This is a genomic window from Streptomyces sp. NPDC048337 (assembly GCF_043201175.1).
Lineage (GTDB): Bacteria > Actinomycetota > Actinomycetes > Streptomycetales > Streptomycetaceae > Streptomyces.
This window is the reverse complement of record NZ_JBICYR010000043.1, coordinates 3,258-24,913: the sequence shown is the minus strand read 5'-3', so window position 1 is coordinate 24,913 and position 21,656 is coordinate 3,258. Positions and strand designations below refer to the sequence as shown.

General features: G+C 72.3%; 19 protein-coding genes. 7 read left to right on the top strand and 12 right to left on the bottom strand.

The genetic code is table 11. The features are described 5' to 3' along the window. Positions 1-267 precede the first annotated feature (267 nt). Together ACGFYU_RS36835 and ACGFYU_RS36830 are read right to left on the bottom strand one after the other, a co-directional pair. Positions 268-1,746 carry a penicillin-binding transpeptidase domain-containing protein gene (locus tag ACGFYU_RS36835; RefSeq protein ID WP_393831668.1) on the bottom strand — a complete coding sequence of 493 codons (1,479 nt, stop codon included), beginning with the start codon at positions 1,744-1,746 and terminating at the stop codon, positions 268-270. Continuing rightward, complete coding sequence (locus ACGFYU_RS36830; protein WP_393831667.1) at positions 1,743-3,116, bottom strand: FtsW/RodA/SpoVE family cell cycle protein; 1,374 nt, start codon at positions 3,114-3,116, stop codon at positions 1,743-1,745. The genes ACGFYU_RS36835 and ACGFYU_RS36830 overlap by 4 nt, the downstream gene beginning before the upstream one ends. Before the next feature lie 95 nt (positions 3,117-3,211). Between ACGFYU_RS36830 and ACGFYU_RS36825 the strand changes: the two genes are divergently transcribed. From ACGFYU_RS36825 to ACGFYU_RS36805, 5 genes are all read left to right on the top strand, one after another. Next, positions 3,212-3,619: a DUF6325 family protein gene (locus ACGFYU_RS36825; protein WP_393831666.1), complete on the top strand. Its 408-nt coding sequence runs from the start codon at positions 3,212-3,214 to the stop codon at positions 3,617-3,619. After that, the gene (locus ACGFYU_RS36820) at positions 3,619-4,023 is read left to right on the top strand and encodes an SHOCT domain-containing protein (RefSeq protein WP_393831665.1); all 405 of its coding nucleotides are present in this window, start codon (positions 3,619-3,621) and stop codon (positions 4,021-4,023) included. Before ACGFYU_RS36825 ends, ACGFYU_RS36820 begins: the two co-directional genes overlap by 1 nt. Before the next feature lie 227 nt (positions 4,024-4,250). Then, positions 4,251-5,600, top strand: a complete 1,350-nt coding sequence (gdhA, locus tag ACGFYU_RS36815; protein WP_393831664.1) for an NADP-specific glutamate dehydrogenase — start codon at positions 4,251-4,253, stop codon at positions 5,598-5,600. A gap of 136 nt (positions 5,601-5,736) precedes the next feature. Further along, positions 5,737-6,495, top strand: coding sequence for a hypothetical protein (locus tag ACGFYU_RS36810; protein ID WP_393831663.1), 759 nt, complete (start codon positions 5,737-5,739; stop codon positions 6,493-6,495). 931 nt (positions 6,496-7,426) lie between these two features. Beyond that, on the top strand, positions 7,427-8,620 hold the full coding sequence (locus ACGFYU_RS36805; RefSeq protein ID WP_393831662.1) for an NlpC/P60 family protein: 1,194 nt from the start codon (positions 7,427-7,429) through the stop codon (positions 8,618-8,620). On the opposite strand, the gene ACGFYU_RS36800 is transcribed toward ACGFYU_RS36805, so the two are convergent. Genes ACGFYU_RS36800 through ACGFYU_RS36780 form a run of 5 tightly spaced genes read right to left on the bottom strand, consistent with a single transcriptional unit; the run spans position 8,569 to position 14,363 of the window. Next, entirely contained in the window at positions 8,569-9,831 is a 1,263-nt protein-coding gene (locus tag ACGFYU_RS36800) for a styrene monooxygenase/indole monooxygenase family protein (RefSeq protein WP_393831661.1), read from the bottom strand. The genes ACGFYU_RS36805 and ACGFYU_RS36800 overlap by 52 nt on opposite strands. Before the next feature lie 9 nt (positions 9,832-9,840). Further along, on the bottom strand, positions 9,841-10,449 hold the full coding sequence (locus tag ACGFYU_RS36795; RefSeq protein WP_393831660.1) for an ATP/GTP-binding protein: 609 nt from the start codon (positions 10,447-10,449) through the stop codon (positions 9,841-9,843). A gap of 7 nt (positions 10,450-10,456) precedes the next feature. Continuing rightward, positions 10,457-10,846, bottom strand: a complete 390-nt coding sequence (locus ACGFYU_RS36790) for a DUF742 domain-containing protein (RefSeq protein WP_393831659.1) — start codon at positions 10,844-10,846, stop codon at positions 10,457-10,459. Further along, a complete protein-coding gene (locus tag ACGFYU_RS36785) occupies positions 10,843-11,319 on the bottom strand; it encodes a roadblock/LC7 domain-containing protein (RefSeq protein ID WP_393831658.1) in 477 nt (158 codons plus the stop codon). Before ACGFYU_RS36785 ends, ACGFYU_RS36790 begins: the two co-directional genes overlap by 4 nt. After that, positions 11,316-14,363 carry a nitrate- and nitrite sensing domain-containing protein gene (locus tag ACGFYU_RS36780; protein ID WP_393831657.1) on the bottom strand — a complete coding sequence of 1,016 codons (3,048 nt, stop codon included), beginning with the start codon at positions 14,361-14,363 and terminating at the stop codon, positions 11,316-11,318. The genes ACGFYU_RS36785 and ACGFYU_RS36780 overlap by 4 nt, the downstream gene beginning before the upstream one ends. 399 nt (positions 14,364-14,762) lie before the next feature. On the opposite strand from ACGFYU_RS36780, the gene ACGFYU_RS36775 reads away from it, so the two are divergent. Continuing rightward, the gene (locus ACGFYU_RS36775; protein ID WP_393831656.1) at positions 14,763-15,536 is read left to right on the top strand and encodes a protein phosphatase 2C domain-containing protein; all 774 of its coding nucleotides are present in this window, start codon (positions 14,763-14,765) and stop codon (positions 15,534-15,536) included. Positions 15,537-15,703: 167 nt separating this feature from the next. On the opposite strand, the gene ACGFYU_RS36770 is transcribed toward ACGFYU_RS36775, so the two are convergent. The 3 genes from ACGFYU_RS36770 to ACGFYU_RS36760 all read right to left on the bottom strand — a co-directional run bounded on the left by ACGFYU_RS36770 (position 15,704) and on the right by ACGFYU_RS36760 (position 19,199). Next, a complete protein-coding gene (locus tag ACGFYU_RS36770; protein WP_393831655.1) occupies positions 15,704-16,198 on the bottom strand; it encodes a MarR family winged helix-turn-helix transcriptional regulator in 495 nt (164 codons plus the stop codon). 129 nt (positions 16,199-16,327) lie between these two features. Beyond that, positions 16,328-18,724, bottom strand: a complete 2,397-nt coding sequence (lon, locus tag ACGFYU_RS36765; RefSeq protein WP_393831654.1) for an endopeptidase La — start codon at positions 18,722-18,724, stop codon at positions 16,328-16,330. A 118-nt stretch (positions 18,725-18,842) separates the two neighbouring features. After that, positions 18,843-19,199 (bottom strand): DoxX family protein, encoded by a 357-nt coding sequence (locus tag ACGFYU_RS36760; protein ID WP_393831653.1) that lies wholly within the window; start codon positions 19,197-19,199, stop codon positions 18,843-18,845. Positions 19,200-19,313: 114 nt separating this feature from the next. Between ACGFYU_RS36760 and ACGFYU_RS36755 the strand changes: the two genes are divergently transcribed. Further along, positions 19,314-20,210 (top strand): LysR family transcriptional regulator, encoded by an 897-nt coding sequence (locus ACGFYU_RS36755; protein ID WP_393831652.1) that lies wholly within the window; start codon positions 19,314-19,316, stop codon positions 20,208-20,210. 82 nt (positions 20,211-20,292) lie between these two features. On the opposite strand, the gene ACGFYU_RS36750 is transcribed toward ACGFYU_RS36755, so the two are convergent. Together ACGFYU_RS36750 and ACGFYU_RS36745 are read right to left on the bottom strand one after the other, a co-directional pair. After that, positions 20,293-20,901 (bottom strand): DUF6879 family protein, encoded by a 609-nt coding sequence (locus ACGFYU_RS36750; protein WP_393831651.1) that lies wholly within the window; start codon positions 20,899-20,901, stop codon positions 20,293-20,295. Further along, positions 20,894-21,163, bottom strand: a complete 270-nt coding sequence (locus ACGFYU_RS36745; RefSeq protein WP_393831650.1) for a hypothetical protein — start codon at positions 21,161-21,163, stop codon at positions 20,894-20,896. Before ACGFYU_RS36745 ends, ACGFYU_RS36750 begins: the two co-directional genes overlap by 8 nt. Positions 21,164-21,656: the final 493 nt, after the last annotated feature.

Sequence of the window (21,656 nt, the reverse complement as noted above, 5' to 3'; positions counted from 1 at the left end):
CTTCCGATCTGATGAATTCGGCGCGATGGCAGGTCCGACAGAGCCGACCCGGAAAGGGCGCCGAACATCGAAGCCCGTCCCGGACGACACCCCACCCCGGCCCCGACCCCCACGAAGCTCCCGGCCAGGAGGACCCACCCCGGCCCCGACCCCCGCGAAGCCCCCGCCAGGGGACCGGCCCAACCCCCGACCAGGGGAATGGCCGCGGCCCCCGCGAAGCCCCGGCGCGGGAACCCGCCCCCGCCAGGGGATGGCGCCGCGCACCCGTCACGGCACCGGCACCGGCACCGGCACCGGCAGCGCCGCCTCCATCACCGCCCTGGCGATCGGCGCAGCCGCCAGGTTCCCGCTGATGTCCCCCCGGTCCGCCGCCCCGTCCTCGACCACCACCGCCACCGCCACCGCCGGCACCGGCGCCCCCTCCGCCCGCGCCCAGGAGATGAACCACGCGTACGGGGTCCCCGCGTTGCCGACCCCGTGCTGCGCGGTGCCGGTCTTGCCGCCGACCACCGCGCCCGGGATCGCCGCGTTCCTCCCCGTACCGTTCTCCACCACCTTCACCATCAGCTCCTGCAACCGCAGCGCGGTGGCCGGGTTCATGGCCCGGCCCAGCCTCTGCCCGCCGCCGCGCCGCACCAACGAGCCGTCGTCCTGCGTGGTCCGGTCCACCAGGTAGGGGGCCTTCAGCTCCCCGCCGTTCGCGACCGCCGCCGCCACCATCGCCATCTGCAACGGCGTGGCCTTGGTGTTGAACTGCCCGATCGAGGACAGCGCCAGCTGGTCCTGGCTCATGTCGGTGTCGAAGTTCGACCGCGACACCCACGACGGCACCCGCAGCCCGCCGTCGTTGAACCCGAACCGCCCCGCCGCCGCCACCATCCCGCGCAGCCCGACCCGCACCCCGATCTTCGCCATCACCGTGTTGCACGACCATTGCACCGCCTCCGCCATCGAGGCGTCCCGGCAGCCCGTGCCCGCGTTCGGCAGCAGGGTGCTGGTCCCGGGCAGCGGGTAGGGGTCGGGGGTCTCGGTCGGCGCGTCCACATCGGTGACCACGCCCGCGTCGAGGGCGGCCGCCGCCGTCACGATCTTGAAGGTGGAGCCGGGCGGGTAGGTCTCGCGCAGCGCCCGGTTGAGCATCGGCTTGGCGGGGTCCGCGTTCAGCCGCGCCCAGGCCTCCTTGACCCGCGTCCCCGTACCGGAGAGCTCGGCGGGGTCGTACGAGGGGCTGCTGACCAGCGCGAGGATCTTCCCGGTGGCCGGCTCGACGGCGGCCACCGCGCCCCGCTTGCCCGCGAGCCCGGTGTACGCGGCCAGCTGCACGCCCGCCCGGATGGTGGTGACGGCGTTCCCGCCGGCCGGGCGGCCGCGGGCGAGCTCGTACCAGAGCGGGAAGGCGGAGAGCCCCGGGTCCGTGCCCGACAGGATCCCGTCCTCGGCGCGCTCGATGAAGCTGGTCCCGTAGGTCTGGGAGGAGAAGCCGGTGACGGGCGCGTAGAGCGGGCCGTTCTTGTACGTGCGCTCGTAGCGCAGGAGTTGGCCGCTGTCGCGGGAGCCGGTGACGGGCCGGCCGTCGACCAGGATGTCCCCGCGCGGCTCGGCGTACCGCTCGATGGCGGGGCGCTTGTTGGCCGGGTTCGCGCCGTAGGCGGCGGATTCCCAGAGCTGCACGCGGCCGATGTTGACGAGCAGGGCGACGAGCAGCAGCGCGCAGAAGTACGCGCACCAGCGGATGTAGCGGATCACGCGGAGCTCTCCCCTTCACCCGGCCGGGGTCTGCGGGCACTGTCGCCGAGCCGGACCAGCAGCGCGACGATGATCCAGTTGGTGACGACGGAGGAGCCTCCCTGGGCGAGGAAGGGCATGGCCATGCCGGTGAGCGGGATCAGCCCGGTGACGCCGCCGGCGATGACGAAGACCTGGAGGGCGACGATCGAGGCGAGGCCGGTGGCGAGCAGCCGGCCGAAGGGGTCGCGCAACGCGAGCCCGGCGCGGAAGCCGCGGGCGACGAGGAGCCCGTAGAGGAGCAGGATCGCGGCGAGGCCGGCGAGCCCGAGCTCCTCGCCGGCGGTGGCGAGGATGAAGTCCGATTTGGCGGCGAAGCCGATGAGGAAGGACTGGCCGTGGCCGAGCCCGGCGCCGAGCAGGCCGCCGGCGCCGAAGGCGAAGAGGGACTGGGCGAGCTGGCCGGGGCCCTCGCCGCGCTCGATGGAGGCGAAAGGATTCAGCCAGTCGTCGACGCGGCCGTGCACGTGCGGTTCGAAGGTCCCCACCGCGTACGCGCCCAGCCCGGCCAGCAGCAGCCCGATGGCGATCCAGCCGATCCGTCCGGTGGCGGTGAACAGCATGATCACGAACAGTCCGAAGAACAGCAGCGAGGTCCCCAGGTCCCGCTCCAGGACCAGCACGCCGACGCTGAGCAGCCAGATCGCGAGGATCGGGCCGAGCACGCGCCCCGGCAGCAGGCGAAGCTTCCAGAAGAGCCGTCGCCCGGTGAGCGCGAGGGCGGTCCGATTGGCGGCGAGGTAAGCGGCAAAAAAGATGGCCAGCAGGATCTTGGCGAACTCCCCGGGCTGGAAGGACAGTCCGGCGAACCGGATCCAGATGTGCGCGCCGTTGACAGCCGGGAAGAAGACGGGCACGAGCATCAGCACCAGGGCGGCGGCGACGGAGAGGTACGCGTAGCGCTGCAGCACGCGGTGGTCGCGCAGCACGGCGACGACGAGCACGAAGAGGACCATCCCGAGCCCGGACCACAACAGCTGGTCCCCGGCCGCGCGGTGGTCGGGAGTGGTGAGATCCAGGCGCTGGATGAGGACGAGGCCGAGCCCGTTGAGCAGGACGGCGATCGGCAGCACGAGCGGGTCGGCGTACGGGGCCCGCAGCCGGACGGCGAGGTGCGCGAGCAGGGCGGCGACGGCGAGACCGGCCGCGTAGCGGCCGGCGGTCGGCGGGAGGTGACCGGTGGCCGCGAGCCCGACGTAGAGGTGGCCGAGGACCGAGATCAGGACGGCGCCGGCGAGGAGGGCCAGCTCGACCCCGCGGCCTTTGGGCGCGCTGGCGTCGGGGGGTGGTGGCGGCGCGGGCTCCGCCACCTTCGCCGTCAGAGCGCTCATGGGGGAAACGTAGCAAGCAAAGGAAGGACATGTCCGCTTATGTCATAGTGTGCCGAAGAGTCGTCACAAACGGTCGGAATCAGGAGCCGAGCCTTATGGGACCTGTGGAATTCATCGTCCTCGCCTTCCCCGAAGAACAACTGCGGGTGCCGGCGGTCGAGGCCGTGATGGGACTGCGGAAGACCGGTGTGGTCCGCCTGATCGACGGGCTCGTGGTGACGCGGACCGCGGCGGGCGAGGTGCTGGCGGCGGAGTTCGACGAGTTCGTGGAGCTACGGGGCCTCCTGACGGGCCGGGACGTGGCACGGCTGATCGGACCGGAGGACGTACGGGAGGCGGCGGGCCTGCTGGAACGCGGCAGCTGCGCACTGCTCCTGCTGGTCGAACACGTATGGGCCGAGGACGCGGCGATCGCCGTACGGGCGGCGGGCGGCCGGATCGTCGGCTCGGTCCGCATCCCGCCGGACCGGATCCCGACGGACCCCCGGGCGGGGGTGGCCTGATGTTCATCCGGCCGGTCGGAGTAACGGTCCACGCGGCCCAACGCCCCCCGGGCCACCCCCTGCTCCGCGGCCTCCTGGCCCGCGCGGCGGGCACGGCGGAAACCACGACGGGCGCGGTGACCCCCGACGAACCACCCCGCCGGGGCCTCCTGGCCCGCGCGGTCCAGGCGGCGGAACACCCCCCGGAGCCGGAACCCGAACGGGAACGAGAACCGGAACCCGAACCGGAACCTGAACCGGAACACCCGGCCACCCACCCGGAACCCGGACACGAACCCGAGCACGAACGCCCCCACCCGGCCCACCTGGTGGCCGAACTCACCCAACTGGCCGACCTGACCCGCGAGGGCCTCCTGACCCCGGAGGAGTTCACCGCGGCCAAAACCCGCCTCCTCCGCGACTGACATCACCCGCCCCGCGGAGGCCGGACGGGGTCGGGCTCCAGCTGCGGCGGCCGGCGACGACGAGGCCGGGCCGATCCTACGGACGGATCCCGGCCTCACCCCGGCAGAACCGACGAGGCAGAGGCCCCGGCGGACGGGGCGATCGTCCCCTCGAAGGGGGTCCGGGCGCGCGATACTCTCCGGGCTGGGCCCGCACGCCCACCAGGACACCGGAGAGGAATCCGACTGTGACCGACCCGAAGGACACGCTGGCCGCACTACGGGCCGACATCGAGCGCCGCAACCCCGCGCAGCCCGAGTTCCACCAGGCCGTACAGGAAGTCCTGGAAACACTGGCCCCCGTCCTCGCGGCCCGCCCCGAGTACGTGGAGGCCGGGATCGTCGAGCGGCTCCTGGAGCCGGAGCGGCAGATCATCTTCCGGGTGCCCTGGACGGACGACCGCGGCCACGTGCACGTCAACCGCGGATACCGGGTGGAGTTCAACAGCGCGCTGGGCCCGTACAAGGGCGGCCTGCGCTTCCACCCCTCCGTGAACATCGGCGTGGTGAAGTTCCTGGGCTTCGAGCAGATCTTCAAGAACGCCCTGACCGGCCTGGGCATCGGCGGCGGCAAGGGCGGCAGCGACTTCGACCCGCACGGCCGCTCCGACGCCGAGGTCATGCGCTTCTGCCAGTCCTTCATGACCGAACTCCACCGCCACATCGGCGAGCACACCGACGTCCCGGCCGGCGACATCGGCGTCGGCGGCCGCGAGATCGGCTACCTCTTCGGCCAGTACCGGCGCATCACCAACCGCTGGGAGGCCGGCGTCCTCACCGGCAAGGGCCAGGGCTGGGGCGGCTCCGCGATCCGCCCCGAGGCCACCGGCTACGGCAGCGTGCTCTTCGCCGCCGAGATGCTGAAGGTGCGCGGCGAGTCCCTGGACGGTCTCACCGCCGTGGTCTCCGGCTCCGGCAACGTCGCCCAGTACACGATCGAGAAGCTCCAGCAGCTCGGCGCCAACCCGCTGACCTGCTCGGACTCCAGCGGCTACGTCGTCGACGACAAGGGGATCGACCTGGCGCTCCTGCGCCAGATCAAGGAGGTCGAGCGGGGCCGGGTCAGCGAGTACGCCCTGCGGCGCGGCCCGTCGGCGAGCTTCGTGCCGGGCGGCCGGGTCTGGGAGGTACCGGGCGACGTGGCCTTCCCCTCGGCGACCCAGAACGAACTCGGCGCCGAGGACGCCCGCGTGCTCATCTCCAACGGGGTGAAGGCGGTCTCGGAGGGCGCCAACATGCCGACCACCCCCGAGGCGGTCCACCTCTTCCAGTCGGCCGGCGTCGCCTTCGGCCCGGGCAAGGCGGCCAACGCGGGCGGGGTCGCGGTCAGCGCACTGGAAATGGCCCAGAACGCGGGCCGCGTCGCCTGGACCCCCTCCCGGGTCGAGGAGGAACTGGCAGGGATCATGCGCTCGATCCACGCCACGGCCCACGAAACGGCGGAACGCTACGACACCCCGGGCGACTACGTCACGGGCGCCAACATCGCCGGCTTCGAACGCGTCGCAGACGCAATGCTGGCCCAGGGCCTGATCTAGCCAACGCACACGAGAACCGGATCGAGCCCCCACCCGATCCGGTTCTCCCGCACGAGCGCGTCATTCGGACCGCCCTGGATGTCCAACGCCCCATGTACTCTCCCCTCCTGATCTGCACATCCCAGGGGGGATCCCTTTGTCCACTCGTTCCACCGTTCCGCTCGGCATTTGCCTCGCCGCCCTCGTCCTCACCGCCTGCGGCCCTGCGCAGTCGGCCGCGAACGGCAGTGCGGCCTCCGCCTCCCCGAGCATCGCCGCAACCGAGCCCTACGCCACCAAAACACCCGGGGAAATCCAGCAGCTCGCCTACGACGAGACTCGGATGGCCAGGTTCAAGAAGGTGCGGGGCCACTTGGCCGGTGAGGGAACGACCGGCTCACTCGACCTCTCCTTCGCCAACGTCGACTGTGCGGGCACCTTCAGCGTCGAAGGCATGGGCAGGACGGAAATCCATGCCACGCCCAAGGTCGTCTACGCCAAGCGGGACGCCGAAGCGTTGCGGGCGCGTTTGACGGGGACGAAGGCGCAGGAGGACCAGGTGGTCGAGCGGATCGCCGACCGCTGGATCAAGCTGGGCGCCGACCACCCGGACGCAAAGGGCGTCGCCTACGAATGCCAACTCAGGAACCCCACGATCCTGCTGGCAGAGGAGACCCCCGAGGTGTCCAGGGGCGCCTCCGCCACCGTCGACGGCCAACCCGCCATCATGCTCACGTACGCGGGTTCGAACGGCGGCACCGTCACCGAGTACATAGCCACGCAAGGACGCCCCTACCTGCTGAAGCGGACCGAGACCGGTCGACAGCCGTCCGAAATCACCTACTACGACTTCGAGACGGTCAACCAGCTCCTGCCACCCGCCGACAGCGAAGTCGTGCTCACCAACGGCCTCTGAGCCCAACGTGTCCCGCGTGGCGGCTCATGCCCAGCCCCAGACGGCCGCCGGACGCCGTCAAGGAGGAGCGCGTAGCGATCTGCCGCGCCCGCCGTCCCCCGATGGGCTTCTCGCCGCTGTTTCGTGCGGGCAGAGCCGCGCCCGGCGCGGAGCATACATGTGGGCCCCGGTGGCGGTGTGCCTAATGCCCGCGCCATGGCGCTGCCCGGCCTGGGTGATGGGGCTTGGCCGGCCTGGGGAAGCGGGCCCGCACATCCCTGGTGGGCCCGTGCATGTGTCTCTGACCCGGCCCGTTCTTTTGGGGGCTTCCCGGCAGTCTTCGGATTTCCGGGTCGGGTCGGTCGGTCAAGGGGGGCCGAAGGCCCTCGCGAAGCGACGCGACCGCAGGGAGCGCCCTTGAGGGACCGGCCCGACCCGGAGAGACGATGGGACTGACGGGAAACCCCCAACCCTCCCGGATACCGGGTCACTGAGCCCCCGAACCCCGAAGCCACCGACCAGCAGGCCGACTTCCCCGAGCGAAATGCCGACGGGACCGACCCCGCTCAGCGGCTTGCCGAGGCCCGGTCTCGCCACCGAGGGAGGCGGGTGGGCAACCGCTGCCCTGCTGCGGTGGTGAGAGGGGGGGGCGAAGGCCCCGCCCGCACGAACCACCCCGAAGCCACCGACCCACCAGCCGGCGTACCCGAGCGAAATGCCGACGGGACCGACCCCGCTCACCGGCTTGCCGAGGCCCGGTCTCGCCACCGAGGGAGGCGGGTGGGCAACCGCTGCCCTGCTGCGGTGGTGAGAGGGGGGGCGAAGGCGCCGACCGAGCGAAGCGCCCCGAAGCCCCCACCCCCCATCCGGGTGACCCCCCGCAAGCCCCGCCGTTCCCTTGGGGGATTTGTCATACCGGGCGTGGCAGCATCGGCGGCTCGGAGGTGATCCCATGTCACATCGGCCGCTTCGGGCCGCCTGCCTCGCCGCGGTGTTGCTCCTGGCCGCGCCCGGCCCCGGCGCCCACGCCGAACCCGGCGCACCCGCAGCACCCGGCGCGCCCGTAGCACCCGCGGCGCCCGGGGAGAACGTCGGTGTCCTGCTCACCCGCCTCCAGGGGCTCTACCAGAAGGCCGAGGAGGCCTCCGAGGCCTACAACGCCACCGAAGAAGCGCTCAAGACCCGGCAGGACGAGGAGAAGCGGCTCAGTGCCGAGCTCGGCAGGGCCCGTAGCGCCGTCGGATCCCAGAAGGCCCTCCTCGGACGGCTGGCCCGGGAGCAGTACCAGGGCAGCCGCAGCGGCTTCTCCCCGTACGCCCGGATGCTGCTCGCCAAGAACCCCCGGGCCGCCCTGGAGCAGCGTCGGCTCGCCGCCCGCGAGGGCGCCCGGCGGGCCGGCATGCTCCACCGGCTCGCCCGCGGCGAGAAGCAGGCCGACGCGCTCGCCACCCGGGCCCGCGAGGCCCTGGACGACCAGCAGAGCCTGGCCGCGCAGCAGAAGCGGCACAAGGAGGAGGTGGGCCTCCGGCTCAAGGAGGTGGAGCGGGTGCTGGCCTCGCTCACCGCCGAGCAGCTCACCCGGCTCGGCGCGCGCGAGGCCGAGGACACCGCCGCCGCGCAGCGCAAGCTGGTGGACTCCGGCCGGCTCCCGACCCGCACCGGTACGCCCACGGCCGCGGGCGGCGCGGCCCTCACCTACGCGGCGGCCCAGATCGGCAAGCCGTACGTCTGGGGCGCCGAGGGGCCGGGGGCGTTCGACTGCTCCGGGCTGACCTCGCAGGCCTGGGCGCACGCCGGCCGCAGCATCCCGCGCACCAGCCAGGAGCAGTGGGCGCAGCTGCCGAAGGTGCCGCTGGACCAGCTGCGCCCCGGGGACCTGGTGGTCTACTTCCCCAAGGCCACCCATGTGGCCCTGTACGTGGGTCAGGGCAAGGTGATCCAGGCGCCCCGCCCGGGGGCGAAGGTGAAGGTCTCGCCGCTCGCCGCCAACCCGCTCCTCGGCGCCGTACGCCCGGACCCCGCCGGCACCCCGCTCGCGGAGTTCACTCCCCCGCCGCTGCCCGAGCCGGACACGACGGGGGCCGACGACACCGGCTACTCCTCCGAGGAGGCACCAGAGAGCGAAGCGGAAACCTCCGCCAGGTAGTCCTCCGCGTCCTCGGGGTCGTAGAAGTACGCGTCGAAGTCCGCCGGGTTGTCGAAGCCGTTGGCGAATCGATCCGCCACCGGCTGGAGCTGCCCGGCCGCGCCGATCAGGTTCAGCACGTGCTCCGGCGGAACGCCCAGCATCGCGTTGGTCCACTGGGTCACCGGCTTGCCCGTGGTGTACCAGTACTTGTCGAAGGTCGCCTTCATCCAGGCCTCGTCGAACGGCTGGTCCCCGTGCATCAGGATCGACGACAGGTACGAGGCCGCGCACTTGGCGGCGGAGTTCGAGCCCTGCCCCGTGATCGGGTCGTTCGCGACGACGACGTCGGCCACGCCCAGCACCAGCCCCCCACCCGGCAGCCGCCCGACCGGATTGCGGACCACCGGCGCGTAACGGCCGGCCAGCGTCCCGCCCGCGTCCGTGAGCTCCACCTTCGTCGCCCGCGCGTACTCCCACGGCGTGAACTTCTCCATCAGCTCCAGCGTGAGCGCCAGGTGCTCGGCCGGGTCGCCGACCCCCTTGAAGGCGTCCACCGGCCCGCCCGGCAGGCCCTCCCAGAACAGGATGTCCGCACGCCCCGACGTCGTCAGGGTCGGCATCACGAACAGCTCGCCCACGCCCGGGACCAGGTTGCAGCGGACCGCCTCGGTCTCCGGGTGCTCCGGCCGCGGCCCGAGCCCGTGCACGTACGAGACGGCCAGCGCGCGCTGCGGGGCGTCGAAGGGCGAACGCGCCGCGTTGCGCTCGAACATGGACACCAGCTCGCCCTTGCCGGCGGCGACCAGCACCAGGTCGTACGTACGGGAGAAGAAGTCCAGGTCGGCGACCGAGGCGCCGTGGACGACCAGCTGCCCGCCGCGCTGCGCGAAGGTGTCGAGCCAGCCCGCCATCTTCACGCGCTGGTCGACGGAGTGCGCGTACCCCTTGAGGCGGCCCATCCAGTCGACGGCGCGCCCGGCGTCCGGGGCGGCGACGGAGACACCGACGCCCTCGATCTTCGGGGCCTGCTGCTCCCAGAAGTTGATCCCGAGGTCGCGCTCGTGCTGCAGGGCCGTGTCGAACATGCACTGCGTGGACATGACCCGCCCGGTGCGGATCTCGTCCGCCGTCCGGTTGGACATGAGGGTGACCTCGTACCCCTTCGCCTGGAGTCCGAGGGCGAGCTGGAGGCCGGACTGGCCGGCTCCGACGACGAGTATCTTGCGCATGGCGGTTCTCTACTCCGGTGTGGTGTCGAGGGCGTGGCCCACAAGGGTCAGCAGGGATTCGATGACCGTGAGGCGGCTGCGCGCGTCCATGATCACGACGGGGACGTCCTGCGGGATGGTGAGCGCCTCGCGCACGTCCTCCGGCTCGTACGACCGGGAGCCCTCGAAGTGGTTGACGGCGACCGCGTACGGCAGCCCGCAGCTCTCGAAGTAGTCGAGCGCCGGGAAGCAGTCGCGCAGCCGGCGCGTGTCGGCCAGGACGATGCCGCCGATCGCGCCGCGCACCAGGTCGTCCCACATGAACCAGAACCGCTCCTGGCCAGGGGTCCCGTACACGTAGAGGACGAGGTCGTCGTCGAGGGTGACGCGGCCGAAGTCCATGGCGACGGTGGTGGTGTTCTTGTCCGGGGTGCCGGACAGGTCGTCGGTCGGGGCGGCGGCCTGGGTCATCACCGCCTCGGTGCGCAGCGGGGTGATCTCGGAGAGGGAGGAGACGAAGGTGGTCTTGCCGACGCCGAAGCCGCCCGCGACGAGCACCTTGACGGCGACGGGTGCGCGGGAGCGGTCGTACTGCCAGGGCTGGACGGGCTCCTCGTCCACGGCCGGCACGGACGACACCGGACGGTCAGAGACGGCGAAGGCCACCGAGCACCCTTTCGAGCAGCGCGCGTTCGGGGCGGCCCGAGCCGTGGCCCGTCCCGTAGACGCGGATCCTTCCCTGGTCGGCGAGGTCGCTGACGAGGACGCGGACCACGCCGAGCGGCAGCTTCAGCAGCGCCGCGATCTCGGCGATGGTGCGCATGCGACGGCAGACCTCGACGATGGCGGGCATCTCGGGCATGCGGTCGGGCTTCTGCGGCTGCGACGCCTTGGTGTCCAGGGCGGCGACGAAGGTCTCGACGTGCAGGACCTGCATGAAGCGGGTGCGGCCGCCCGTGAGGGAGTACGGGCGGACGCGGGCGGGGCGGCGCTCGGCGCCGCGTATCGGCAGCCGGTCGGAGGCCGGACTCCTCACGGGGTTTTCTCCATCGACTGGCGCAGCTCGCTGCGGACTTCGGGGGTCAGGACGTGGCCGGCGCGGCCGACGAACAGGGCCATGTGGTAGGCGACGACGCTCATGTCGCAGTCGGGGGTGGCGTGCACGCCCAGCAGTGAGCCGTCGCTGATGGCCATGACGAAGACGGAGCCGTGCTCCATCGCCACCATGGTCTGCTTGACGGAGCCGCCGTCCATGAGGGCGGCCGCGCCGGTGGTGAGGCTGCCCAGGCCGGAGACGATGGTGGCCAGGTCGGCCGAGGCGCCCCGGGGGCCCTTGGCGCGGGGCTCCTCGGGGGCTTCCGCTCCGGGGTCGGAGGACAGGAGCAGCAGCCCGTCCGAGGAGACGACGGCGACGGAGTTGACGCCGGGCACCTCCTCGACCAGGTCGGTCAGCAGCCATTGCAGGTTGCGGGCCTGGGTGCTCAGTCCGTACGTACTGGGCGCGGTCATGTGCGTGCCTCCTGTGCGGTGTCCCCCTGGTCGGTGTTCCCCTGATCCCGTTCGAGCTCGGCGGCGACGACGCGCCGGCCGTCCTGGGCCCCCTGGTAGAAACCGCCGAGGCGGCGGCGCAGTTCGTCGGCGTCGACGCGGCGCGGCGGCTCGGCCTTCACGCCGTCCGGGCGGGCGGCGGCGGCCACGGAACGCGGGGTCCGCTTCGGCAGGCCCTTGTCGGTGACGGCCTCGGCCGGGTCGGCGGGGTGGCTGCCCTGGCGGGGGAGCCAGTTCCCCTCGGCGGCGGCGCGGGCGTGCGGGTCCGGCTCCGGCTCGGGCTCGTTTTCCCGTACGTCGGCCACGGGCGCGGCAGCGGGCAGCGCGTCGGCATCCACCGGCTCGGGGCCACCCTCCGCCGGAGCGGCCGGTTCCGCGTCGGGGACGACCCGTGCGAGGAGCTGCTCCTCGGGACCGCCCCCGCCCGGGGCCTCCGCGGCCGGCGCCGGCACGGTGAAGATCTGCTCGGCGGGCGGCAGCGGGCCGTCCAGCGGATCGGCGTCCGGAACCCCGGCCACCACCCGCGCCGGCAGCTCGGCGGCCGGCAACTGCCCGTCCTCCACGGCGGCGTCCGAAACCTCGGGCACGACGCGCGCCAGCAGTTCGGCGGCGGGCGTCTCGGCAACCGGCACCTCGGCAACCGGTACCTCGGCCGCCGACTCCCCGCCCTCCGCCGCGACCGGCTCCGCAGGCCGGCCCGGGGCCCGGCCCAAGTCCGTGCCCGGGACCGACAGGTCGATCCCATCGGCTGCCCCGGCCACGGCCTCAGCCGCGGTCACGGCCGACTCCGGCACGACACCCGGCTCCGGCTCCGCGATCGGCGCCTCCGACACGGGAGCCCCGTCCGGTTCGACCTCCGACTCCGCAGTCTCCGCCCGGTGCGCGGCCCCGCGCAAACGGCTCGGCAGGGTGTTCTCGTTCGCCTCCGCGACCACGCCCGGCAGGTGCAGCGCCGGCGCGCCCGGGGCGCCCAGCGTGTGCACCGGGGAGGCCGGCGGGGTGTCGGGCAGGAGGGCCGCCGGGACGACGACCAGGGCTTCGGTGCCGCCGTGCCGCGGGGCGCGCAGCTCCGCGGTGACCCCGTGCCGCGCCGCGAGCCGCCCGGCCACGTACAGGCCGAGGCCCAGGCCGTGTTCCGCCTCGGGTTCCTCGTCATAGGCCTCTGGCGTGGCCAGCCGGGCGTTCAGCGACTCCAGCCGGTCCTCGGTGACCCCGATGCCCTCGTCCACGACGGACAGCACCACGTCGCCGGAGTCCAGCATCCATCCGGACACCTTGACCTTGGCGTCCGGCGGCGAGAAGGTCGTCGCGTTCTCCAGCAGCTCGGCGAGCACGTGCGAGATGTCGTCGGCCGCGTGCCCCGCCACCTGGGTGTAGGAGGGCAGTGCCGCGAGGTCGACGCGCTCGTAGCGCTCGATCTCGCTGACGGCGGCCCGCATGACGTCGACGAGCGGGACCGGCAGGCTCTGTCCGTGGCCGTGTTCCTGACCGGCCAGGACCAGCAGGTTCTCGTTGTGGCGGCGCATCACGGTCGCCAGGTGGTCCAGCTTGAAGAGGGTCGCCAGCCGGTCCGGGTCCTGCTCCTTGGACTCCAGCTCCTCGATGACCGCGAGCTGCCGCTCCACCAGGCCCAGGGTCCGCAGGGACAGCGAGACGGAGGTCGTCGACATGATGCGGCGGTGCTCCTCCAGCCCGGACCGCAGCTTCGACAGCTCCTCCTCCAGCACCTCCCGGCTGGAGTTCAGCGCGTCGTTGCGGCCGATGATCCGGCGCCGGTCGGCGTCGAGTCCGGCGATCCGGGTGTGGAGGGAGACGGTCTGGTCCCGCACCGCGTTCAGGTGGCGCACGACCTCGGCGAACTCGTCGTTGCGGCCGGTGAAGCGCACCGGCTCCACCGAGCCCTCGGGCGTCGCCAGCCGCTCCGCGCCGCGGCGCAGGACGGACAGCGGCCGGGTCAGCGAGCGCGCCACGGCGGTCGAGAAGCCCACGGCGACGAGGAACAGCACGCCGAGCACGGCGACCACCAGCTCCAGCCGGGTCACGTCGTCGTCGCGCAGGGAGGCGAGCGCGGATGCGCGCTGGCCGGCGATGGTGGACTCGACGGAGCGCATCCGGTCGACGCGGGCGGTGAGCGCGGAGCCGACGGCGGCCGCGTCGGCCTTGCGGTCGGCCGGCGACAGCGTGGGCCGCTCGGTGAACCGCTTGAGGTAGTCGTCCGCCGCCTTGACCTCGGGTCCGGTGACGGTGGCGGCGAGGGTCTGGCGTACGTCGGGGCGGGTGGCCCGGGCGAAGTCGTCCAGGGCTGCCTGTTCCCGTACGCGGGCCCGCTGGGCGGCGGTGGTGAGCTCGTCGACGACGGCGGAGTTGGGGAGCTGCTCGCCGCGGGGGACGGCCAGCGCGGCGAGCAGCAGTCCGCGGGTGGCGGAGGCCTGTTCCACGGCCTGGCCCAGCGGGGCCAGCGGGCGGGTGACGGCGAGGGCGGCCCCGGCGCGCGGCGGGGTCAGTTCGGCGAGCCGGTCGCCGGGGGCGAGGAGTTCCGCGATGACGCCGGCGTAGGCCTGGTGGGCGGCGAGGGCGCTGCCCTTGCCGTCGACGGCCTCGGCGCGGACGGCCTGGATGCGGGCGAGGGCGCGGGCGGTCTCCTCGTCGGCCTCGGCCTGGACCTCGGCGAGCTGCCGGTCCGTTCGCGCGGTGCGTTCCTGGACGGCGGCCTTGGCGGCGCCGGGGCGGCCCTTGGCGGCGTACTCGACGACGGCGTCGCGCTCGTCGCCGAGGAGGTGCGCGAGGGTGAGGGTCTGGCTGCTCTGTTCCGCGAGGGTGACCAGGCGCTGGGAGTCGCTCAGTTCGCGGGTCGCGGAGACGACGGCGGGGGCGCCTGCCGCGAGGACGGTGAGGCCGGCGACGGCGACGCCGACGACCAGCCTGCGGCGCACGCGGACGCGGCGTCCTGCGGGGGCCGGGCCGTCGGTGGCGGTGCCGTTCTTCCGAGACCGCTTCTTCTGCACCGGTGCTCGCAATCCTGTACGTGTGCTGTTGCTCGTCTACTCGTGTGGCCGAGGTAACGGCCGGTCAACAAGTAAACGCCCCCTGCCCCCTCGTACCGCCACAGACCTTTGCAGTGTGATGGGGAGAGAGCCGCACATCGCCCACCCGGCCACTCGAACGAGTGAACATCACGGATGAGTTGGCAACCAACTCGGACACCCCGTGTCAGAGCGCCGCCGTGGACAGGCGGTTGAAAGATCGATGGGGGCTTTGGCAGGATGCCCGCCCACATTCCGGTTGGCGGGGCGGCGGCCGCCGGGCGGCCCCTGGCGACCCGGCGCGGGCGCACCGGCCGCCCCCCTCCGCCATTGGTACGGACCTGCCCGCCGACTCCGTGCCCCGCCCGGCAGAATGCCCGCATGCGCATCGACCTCGCCTCGGCCCCCGGCAACCCGGAACGCCCCAATGAGGACTGGCTGTCGGCCGCGATCCCGGCCTCGGGCGGCGGTGTGCTGGTCGCCCTGGACGGGGTCACCCCGCCAGGCGGTGAGGACGGGTGCGTCCACGGGGTGCCGTGGTTCGCGGCCCGGCTCGGCGGCCGATTGACCGAACTGTCCGGATCGCGGCGGGACATGTCGCTGGACCGGATCCTGGCGGAGGCGATCCGCGCCACGGCCGACGCCCACCGGGACGCGTGTGACCTTTCTCACGTACGCACGCCGCAGGCGACGGTGGTGATGGTCCGCTGGGACGAGGCCTTCGTGGAGCACCTCGTGCTCTCGGACTCCGTACTGCTCCTGGAGGGGCCCGGGGGCGAGGTGACGGCGGTGCTCGACGACCGGCTGGACCGGATCCCGCGGGAGGTGCTGCGGTCGGTGGCCGCCACGGACGCCCTGCGGAACGCGGAGGGTGGCTTCTTCACGGCGGCCGCGGATCCGGCGGTGGCGGCCCGGGCGGTGACGGGGCGGACGCCGCGCGAGGGGGTCCGGGCGGTGGCCGCGCTCACGGACGGGGCGAGCCGGTGGACGGACACGTTCGGGGAGGGCGACTGGGCGCAGTGCCTGTCGGTGCTGCGGAAGGAGGGCGCGGAGGGGCTGATCGGGCGGGTCCGCGCGATCGAGTCCGACCCGGGGCGTCCGTCGGCCCGGCACAAGCGGCACGACGACGCGTCGGCGGCGTACGCGGAGCTCTAGCGTCGGACGGCGGCGGCGGCCCGGGGGCCGGGGGCCGGGGGCCGGGGGCCCGCCGGACCGGGGCCCTTGGGCCGGGCGCGCGCCGGGGTAGGACAGTGATGCGGACTGCCTTCGGCGCCCTGCGGGACACCTCGCCACACGCCCGACCCCCGCCGAAACCTGCGGGGCTACTCGGCGCCGGCGTTCAACTGGTGGAGCAGGCGGGCCAGCTCGGCGACCTCGCCCCGGTCCCAGTCGGCGAGCTTGCGCATGTACTGCTCGCGGCGGGCGTCCCGTACGCGCAGGAACCGTCCGCGGCCCTCCTCCGTGAGGCCGACCAGGAAGGCGCGGCCGTCGGCGGGGTCGGGCTCGCGGGCGACCAGGCCCAGGACCTCCAGGGCGCGCAACTGGCGGCTCATGGTGGCCTTGCCGACGCCGAAGTAGGCGGCGAGCTCGGTGGCCCGCTGGCGGCCGGCGGCCTCCAGCCGGGTGAGGAGCCCGTACGCGGCGGGTTCCAGCTCGGGGTGGAGGGCCCGGGCCATCTCGCCGGAGGAGGCGCGGGCGCGCCGGAGGAAGACGGACAGCTCCCGCTCCAGGGCAAGGAACTCCTGGTCTTCGCTCGCGTGCACGTGCCGCTCCTTCGTGGCCGGTGTGGTGGGGGGCCAGTATTTCGCAGCGGACATGCCGATGGCCCGGGACCCCGCCGGAGCGGGGACCCGGGCCGCGCTCGACGGCCGGCGGCTTCGCCGCCTGGGGCTCCGCCCCACACCCCGCGCCTCAAACGCCGGCGGGGCTGAAAACCGCCCTGTGCGCTAGGCGGCCGCCGTAACCGGCACCTCCGCCTGCGACAGCGCCAGCTCCAGCACCTGCCGCACATCCGTCACCGGGTGCACCTCCAGCCCCTCCAGCACCTCCGCCGGGACATCGTCCAGGTCCGCCTCGTTCCGCTTGGGGATGATGACCGTGGTCAGCCCGGCCCGGTGCGCGGCGAGCAGCTTCTGCTTGACCCCGCCGATCGGCAGGACCCGCCCCGTCAGGGAGACCTCTCCGGTCATCGCCACGTCCGTGCGGACCTGCCGCCCGGAGAGCAGCGAGGCGAGCGCCGTCGTCATCGTGATGCCCGCACTCGGGCCGTCCTTCGGCACCGCCCCCGCCGGGAAGTGGATGTGCACGCCCCGGTCCTTCAGGTCGGCGACCGGGAGTTCCAGTTCGGCGCCGTGCGAGCGCAGGAAGCTGAGCGCGATCTGCGCCGACTCCTTCATGACGTCGCCGAGCTGACCGGTCAGCGTGAGCCCCGCGGCCCCGGTCTCCGGATCGGCCAGCGAGGCCTCCACGAAGAGCACGTCGCCGCCCGCGCCGGTGACGGCCAGGCCGGTGGCCACGCCGGGGACGGCGGTGCGCCGCTCGGCGGGGTCCTGGGCGGACTCCGGTACGTGATGCGGCCGCCCGATCAGCCCGCGCAGGTCGTCGGCGCCGATCCGGAAGGGCAGCTCCCGCTCCCCCAGCTCGTGCTGCGAGGCCACCTTGCGCAGCAGCCGCGCGATGGACCGTTCCAGGGTGCGGACGCCCGCCTCCCGGGTGTACTCCCCGGCCAGCTTGCGCAGGGCGTCCTCCTCCAGGACCACCTCGTCGGCGCCGAGTCCGGCGCGCTCCAGCTGCCGCGGCAGCAGGTGGTCGCGGGCGATGACGACCTTCTCGTCCTCGGTGTAGCCGTCGAGCCGGACGAGTTCCATGCGGTCGGCGAGCGCCTCGGGGATGGCCTCCAGGACGTTGGCGGTGGCCAGGAAGACCACGTCGCTCAGGTCCAGTTCGACCTCCAGGTAGTGGTCCCGGAAGGTGTGGTTCTGCGCCGGGTCCAGGACCTCAAGCAGGGCGGCCGCCGGGTCCCCGCGGAAGTCGGAGCCGACCTTGTCGATCTCGTCGAGCAGCACCACCGGGTTCATCGACCCGGCCTCCTTGATGGCCCGTACGATCCGCCCCGGCAGCGCGCCGACGTACGTGCGCCGGTGGCCTCGCACCTCGGCCTCGTCCCGTACGCCGCCGAGCGCGACGCGGACGAACTTGCGCCCCATGGCATGCGCCACGGACTCGCCGAGCGAGGTCTTGCCCACGCCGGGCGGTCCGACGAGCGCCAGCACGGCCCCGCCGCGCCGGCCCCCGATGACGCCCATCCCGCGCTCGGAACGCCGCTTGCGCACCGCGAGGTACTCCGTAATACGGTCCTTCACGTCGCTCAGCCCGGCGTGCTCGGCGTCGAGGACGGCCCGCGCGCCGCGGATGTCGTACCGGTCCTCGGTGCGCTCGTTCCACGGCAGCTCCAGCACCGTGTCGAGCCAGGTCCGGATCCAGGACCCCTCGGGACTCTGGTCGCTGGCCCGCTCCAGCTTGTCGACTTCCTTGAGCGCGGCCTCGCGTACCTTCTCGGGCAGGTCGGCGGCCTCGACGCGGGCCCGGTAGTCGTCGGACTCCTCGCCGTCCTTCTCCCCGTTGAGCTCGCGCAGTTCCTTGCGCACGGCCTCCAGCTGGCGCCGGAGCAGGAACTCCCGCTGCTGCTTGTCGACGCCGTCCTGGACATCCTTGGCGATGGACTCGGCGACGTCCTGCTCGGCGAGGTGGTCGCTGAGCCACTGGATGGCGAGCTTGAGCCGGGCGACCGGATCGGCGGTCTCCAGCAGCTCGACCTTCTGGGTCACCGTCAGGAACGGCGAGTAGCCGGAGTTGTCGGCGAGCGCCGACACCCCTTCGATCTGCTGGACCCGGTCCACGACCTGCCAGGCCCCGCGCTTCTTGAGCCAGCTGGTGGCGAGCGCCTTGTACTCCTTGACGAGCTCGGTGACGGCCCCGGGCAGCGGATCCGGAACCTTCTCGTCTACGGTCTCGCCCTCGACCCAGAGCGCGGCCCCGGGCCCGGTGGTCCCGGCCCCGATCCGGACCCGCCCGCGACCGCGGATGAGCGCGCCGGGGTCCCCGTCGGAGAGCCTGCCCACCTGCTCGACGGTCCCGAGCACTCCGGTCCCGGCGTACTTCCCGTCCACCCGCGGCACGAGCAGCACCCGGGGCTTCCCGGTCCCCGCCGCGGCCTGCGCCGCCTCCACGGCCCCGCGCACCTCGGCGTCGGACAGGTCGAGCGGTACGACCATCCCGGGCAGCACGACCTCGTCGTCGAGCGGCAGCACGGGCAGAGTGAGCGTTACGGACGTCGAAGCCATGATCTTCCCTCCGGCAGTGAAGTTGAGCTATGCCGACTCAATGCATCGGCGCGGCCCGATGTTCCCCAACCCCCGTTCGCCCGGGGCGAACAGCCCGTGGCGCCGCAAGGAGCACCGCTCAGTGCGTGACGGCCTGAGTGAGGACAAGGGAGGCGGCGGCCAGGGCGAGGAAGGCGCCGGGGAAGGCGATGTTGTAGAAGACGCGGGCTCGCACATGGGCGGCCACGGCGCCGACGAAGAACAGGACGAGCCCGGCGGCCGCGGCCGTGCCGACGAAGCGCAGCCCCAGGAGTCCGAGGAGGAGCCCGGCGGCTCCCGCTCCCTTCAGGGCGCCGAGCATCGGGAGCCAGGAGGTCGGGACGCCGACCTCGGCGGCGTTGGCGAGGACGAACCTGGCCCTGGCGAAGTTGGCGACGGCCTCGAAGGCATTGGCCGCGATCGTGAGGACGGTGACGGCGGCGTAGGCGGTGAACATGCGCGTTTCCCCCATGGAGGTCGGTCGGGCTCGGGATACGGGGCCGATCCGCCCCGACCACCCTCGCCGCGCCGCCGTCTTGGCGTCCAATACCTGTATCCATAACCTGACGGCATGGACGTCGACACCCGGCTGCTGCGCTCTTTCAACGCCGTGGCGGAGGAAGGCAGCCTCACGCGCGCCGCCGGTCGGCTGTTCGTGTCCCAGCCCGCGCTGACCAAGCAGATCAGGCAGTTGGAGACCCAACTCGGGGTGGAGCTGTTCACGCGCTCCCGCACGGGAATGGCCCTCACCGAGCCCGGCCGTGTCCTGGCCGAGCGCGTGCCCGGCCTGCTGGCCGACTGGGGCCGGATCCTGCGGGAGACCAAGGGCGCGGTCGGCCGGGCGGGACGCGTCCTGCGGATCGGCTTCCTGGCCAGCGCCGCCAACGAGGCCACCCCGGACATCGTCGGGGAGTTCGCCCGCCGCCGGCCGGGCTGGCGGGCCGAGATGCGGCAGGCCGCCTGGTCCGACCCGACCGCCGGGCTCGCCGGCGGAGAGGCCGACGTCGCCTTGTTGCGGCTCCCCTTCCCCGGCCAGGACGCCCTGCGGGTCGAGGTGCTGTTCACCGAGCCCCGCTGCGTTGCCCTCCCCGACGCCCACCCGTTGGCCCGGCGCGAGCTGATCCCCTTTCGGGACCTGTGGGACGAGCCGTTCGTGGCCGCCCCACCCGAAACGGGCCGGTGGCGCGACTACTGGCTGGCCGCCGACGAACGCGATGGTCATCCCGTTCGCATCGGCGCGGTCACCGACCTCCCCGACGACTGGCTCAGCGCGATCGCCAACGGCTACGGCATCGCCCTCGCCCCCGCGTCCTCCGCCCGCTTCTACGCCCGCCCCGGCGTCACCTACCGCCCCGTCAGCGGCCTGACTCCCAGCCGGGTCGGCGTTGCCTGGGACCCCTGCGAGGACACCAACCCCGTGGTCCAGGACTTCGTGAGGTGCTGCCTGGAGCGCGGACGCGCATCCTGATTCACCTCCCCCGGACTCGGTGGGGTGGGACCGCGACGCACGCGCCGCGCCCCCACCCCACCCCGTCACCGGCTGCGAGCACTCAGCCGACGACGGGCGGAGCCAGAGGAGCTATCTCCCGGTCGAAGAAGGCGAAGAAATCTTCTCCACGCTCATAGAGTGCATTGAATCCGGCCGACACGTCCCCGATCACCTCAGGATCAGTGAACCGATTTGCTCCTGCCGCATTCCCGTCGCCGTCGTACACAACCTCGTACATGACGACGTCCCCGAGGATGACAACCTCGGGCACCGGGCGCGCTTTCTCGACATCCGCAATTTTGCGGGCATCCATCACCCTGATGTTGTCGCCCAATTCCACGCGCAGCCGGAGCACATGGAGCTCCCATTGCACGTAGGGCGTGACGGGAAATTCCACCACTCTGAGGCGACGTTCCAGAATTCCGAGCCGGGCAGCCTTATCGAATTGACGCGCATACAGCTCGCGCTTCTCCTCGACGAGAGAAACTGCCCTTTCCCATTCCCCCGAGGAGAACGCTTCCCAGCTGGCGAAGCCCCGCTCCTTGAAGTGCTGCCCGCGCTCGAGTTTATTCAGGAACCGAATACCACCCTCATAGAAGCGGCGGAAATCTTCGTGATAGTTCGGACGTTCCAGAGGCTCAGAAACCGCATCCTGGAACGAATCAAACATTGGGAATGTCCGGCTTCGCGGCGATGATCATATTCCTTGGGATCACCACGAGTCGCTCATCGGCCCCGATAGACACCCCCTCGGGCAGGACTTTTCCGAGCGATGCGGTCAGATCCCTTCCGATAATCGCGACATCACCGTTGTCCAGCTCCCACATATCAGGGCAGTCAGGATTGTCCGTCGTGTTCCCCAATTCACGAGGCGATTTGCCCAGACGCCTCTTGAATCCTGCGGTTGGATCTGCCTCCCACGGCCTGGCCACAGTTTTCGCTCCCCACGCTCGACTCAGTGGAGGCGAACCGTAGTCGCCGACACCCTCACCAAGCAAGGCCTGCGCGCGACTTCGAGCCGGATACTTGCAGATGGCACGTGCCGCCGAAACGGTCCGCCACCCCAGCCACGCGGGGCGCAGCCGTAATAATGCTTGACCATTACAGAGTGTTAACATAAAATCCCATCAAGCTTAAATTACTCACTCCATTACCGTAAATCCGGAAGCTAATTAGCCACATCCAATCGGGAGTGTCATGGATCCGGAGCAGATGTCATTTACACACGACTGCGCAGCCATCCGGCGGTGAGTGGTGGGATGGACGGCCGCGCCGAGGACAGCGGTCGCGTCTACCAGGCATCGGGCGATCAGTACATCAATGAACACCACCACTACGGCGGCGGCGTTCCCCAGATTTCCTCCATGAGGGTGGGAACGGGTATGACACGTCCGGGATCCAGCGCGAGAAGCGAAAGAACCTGCC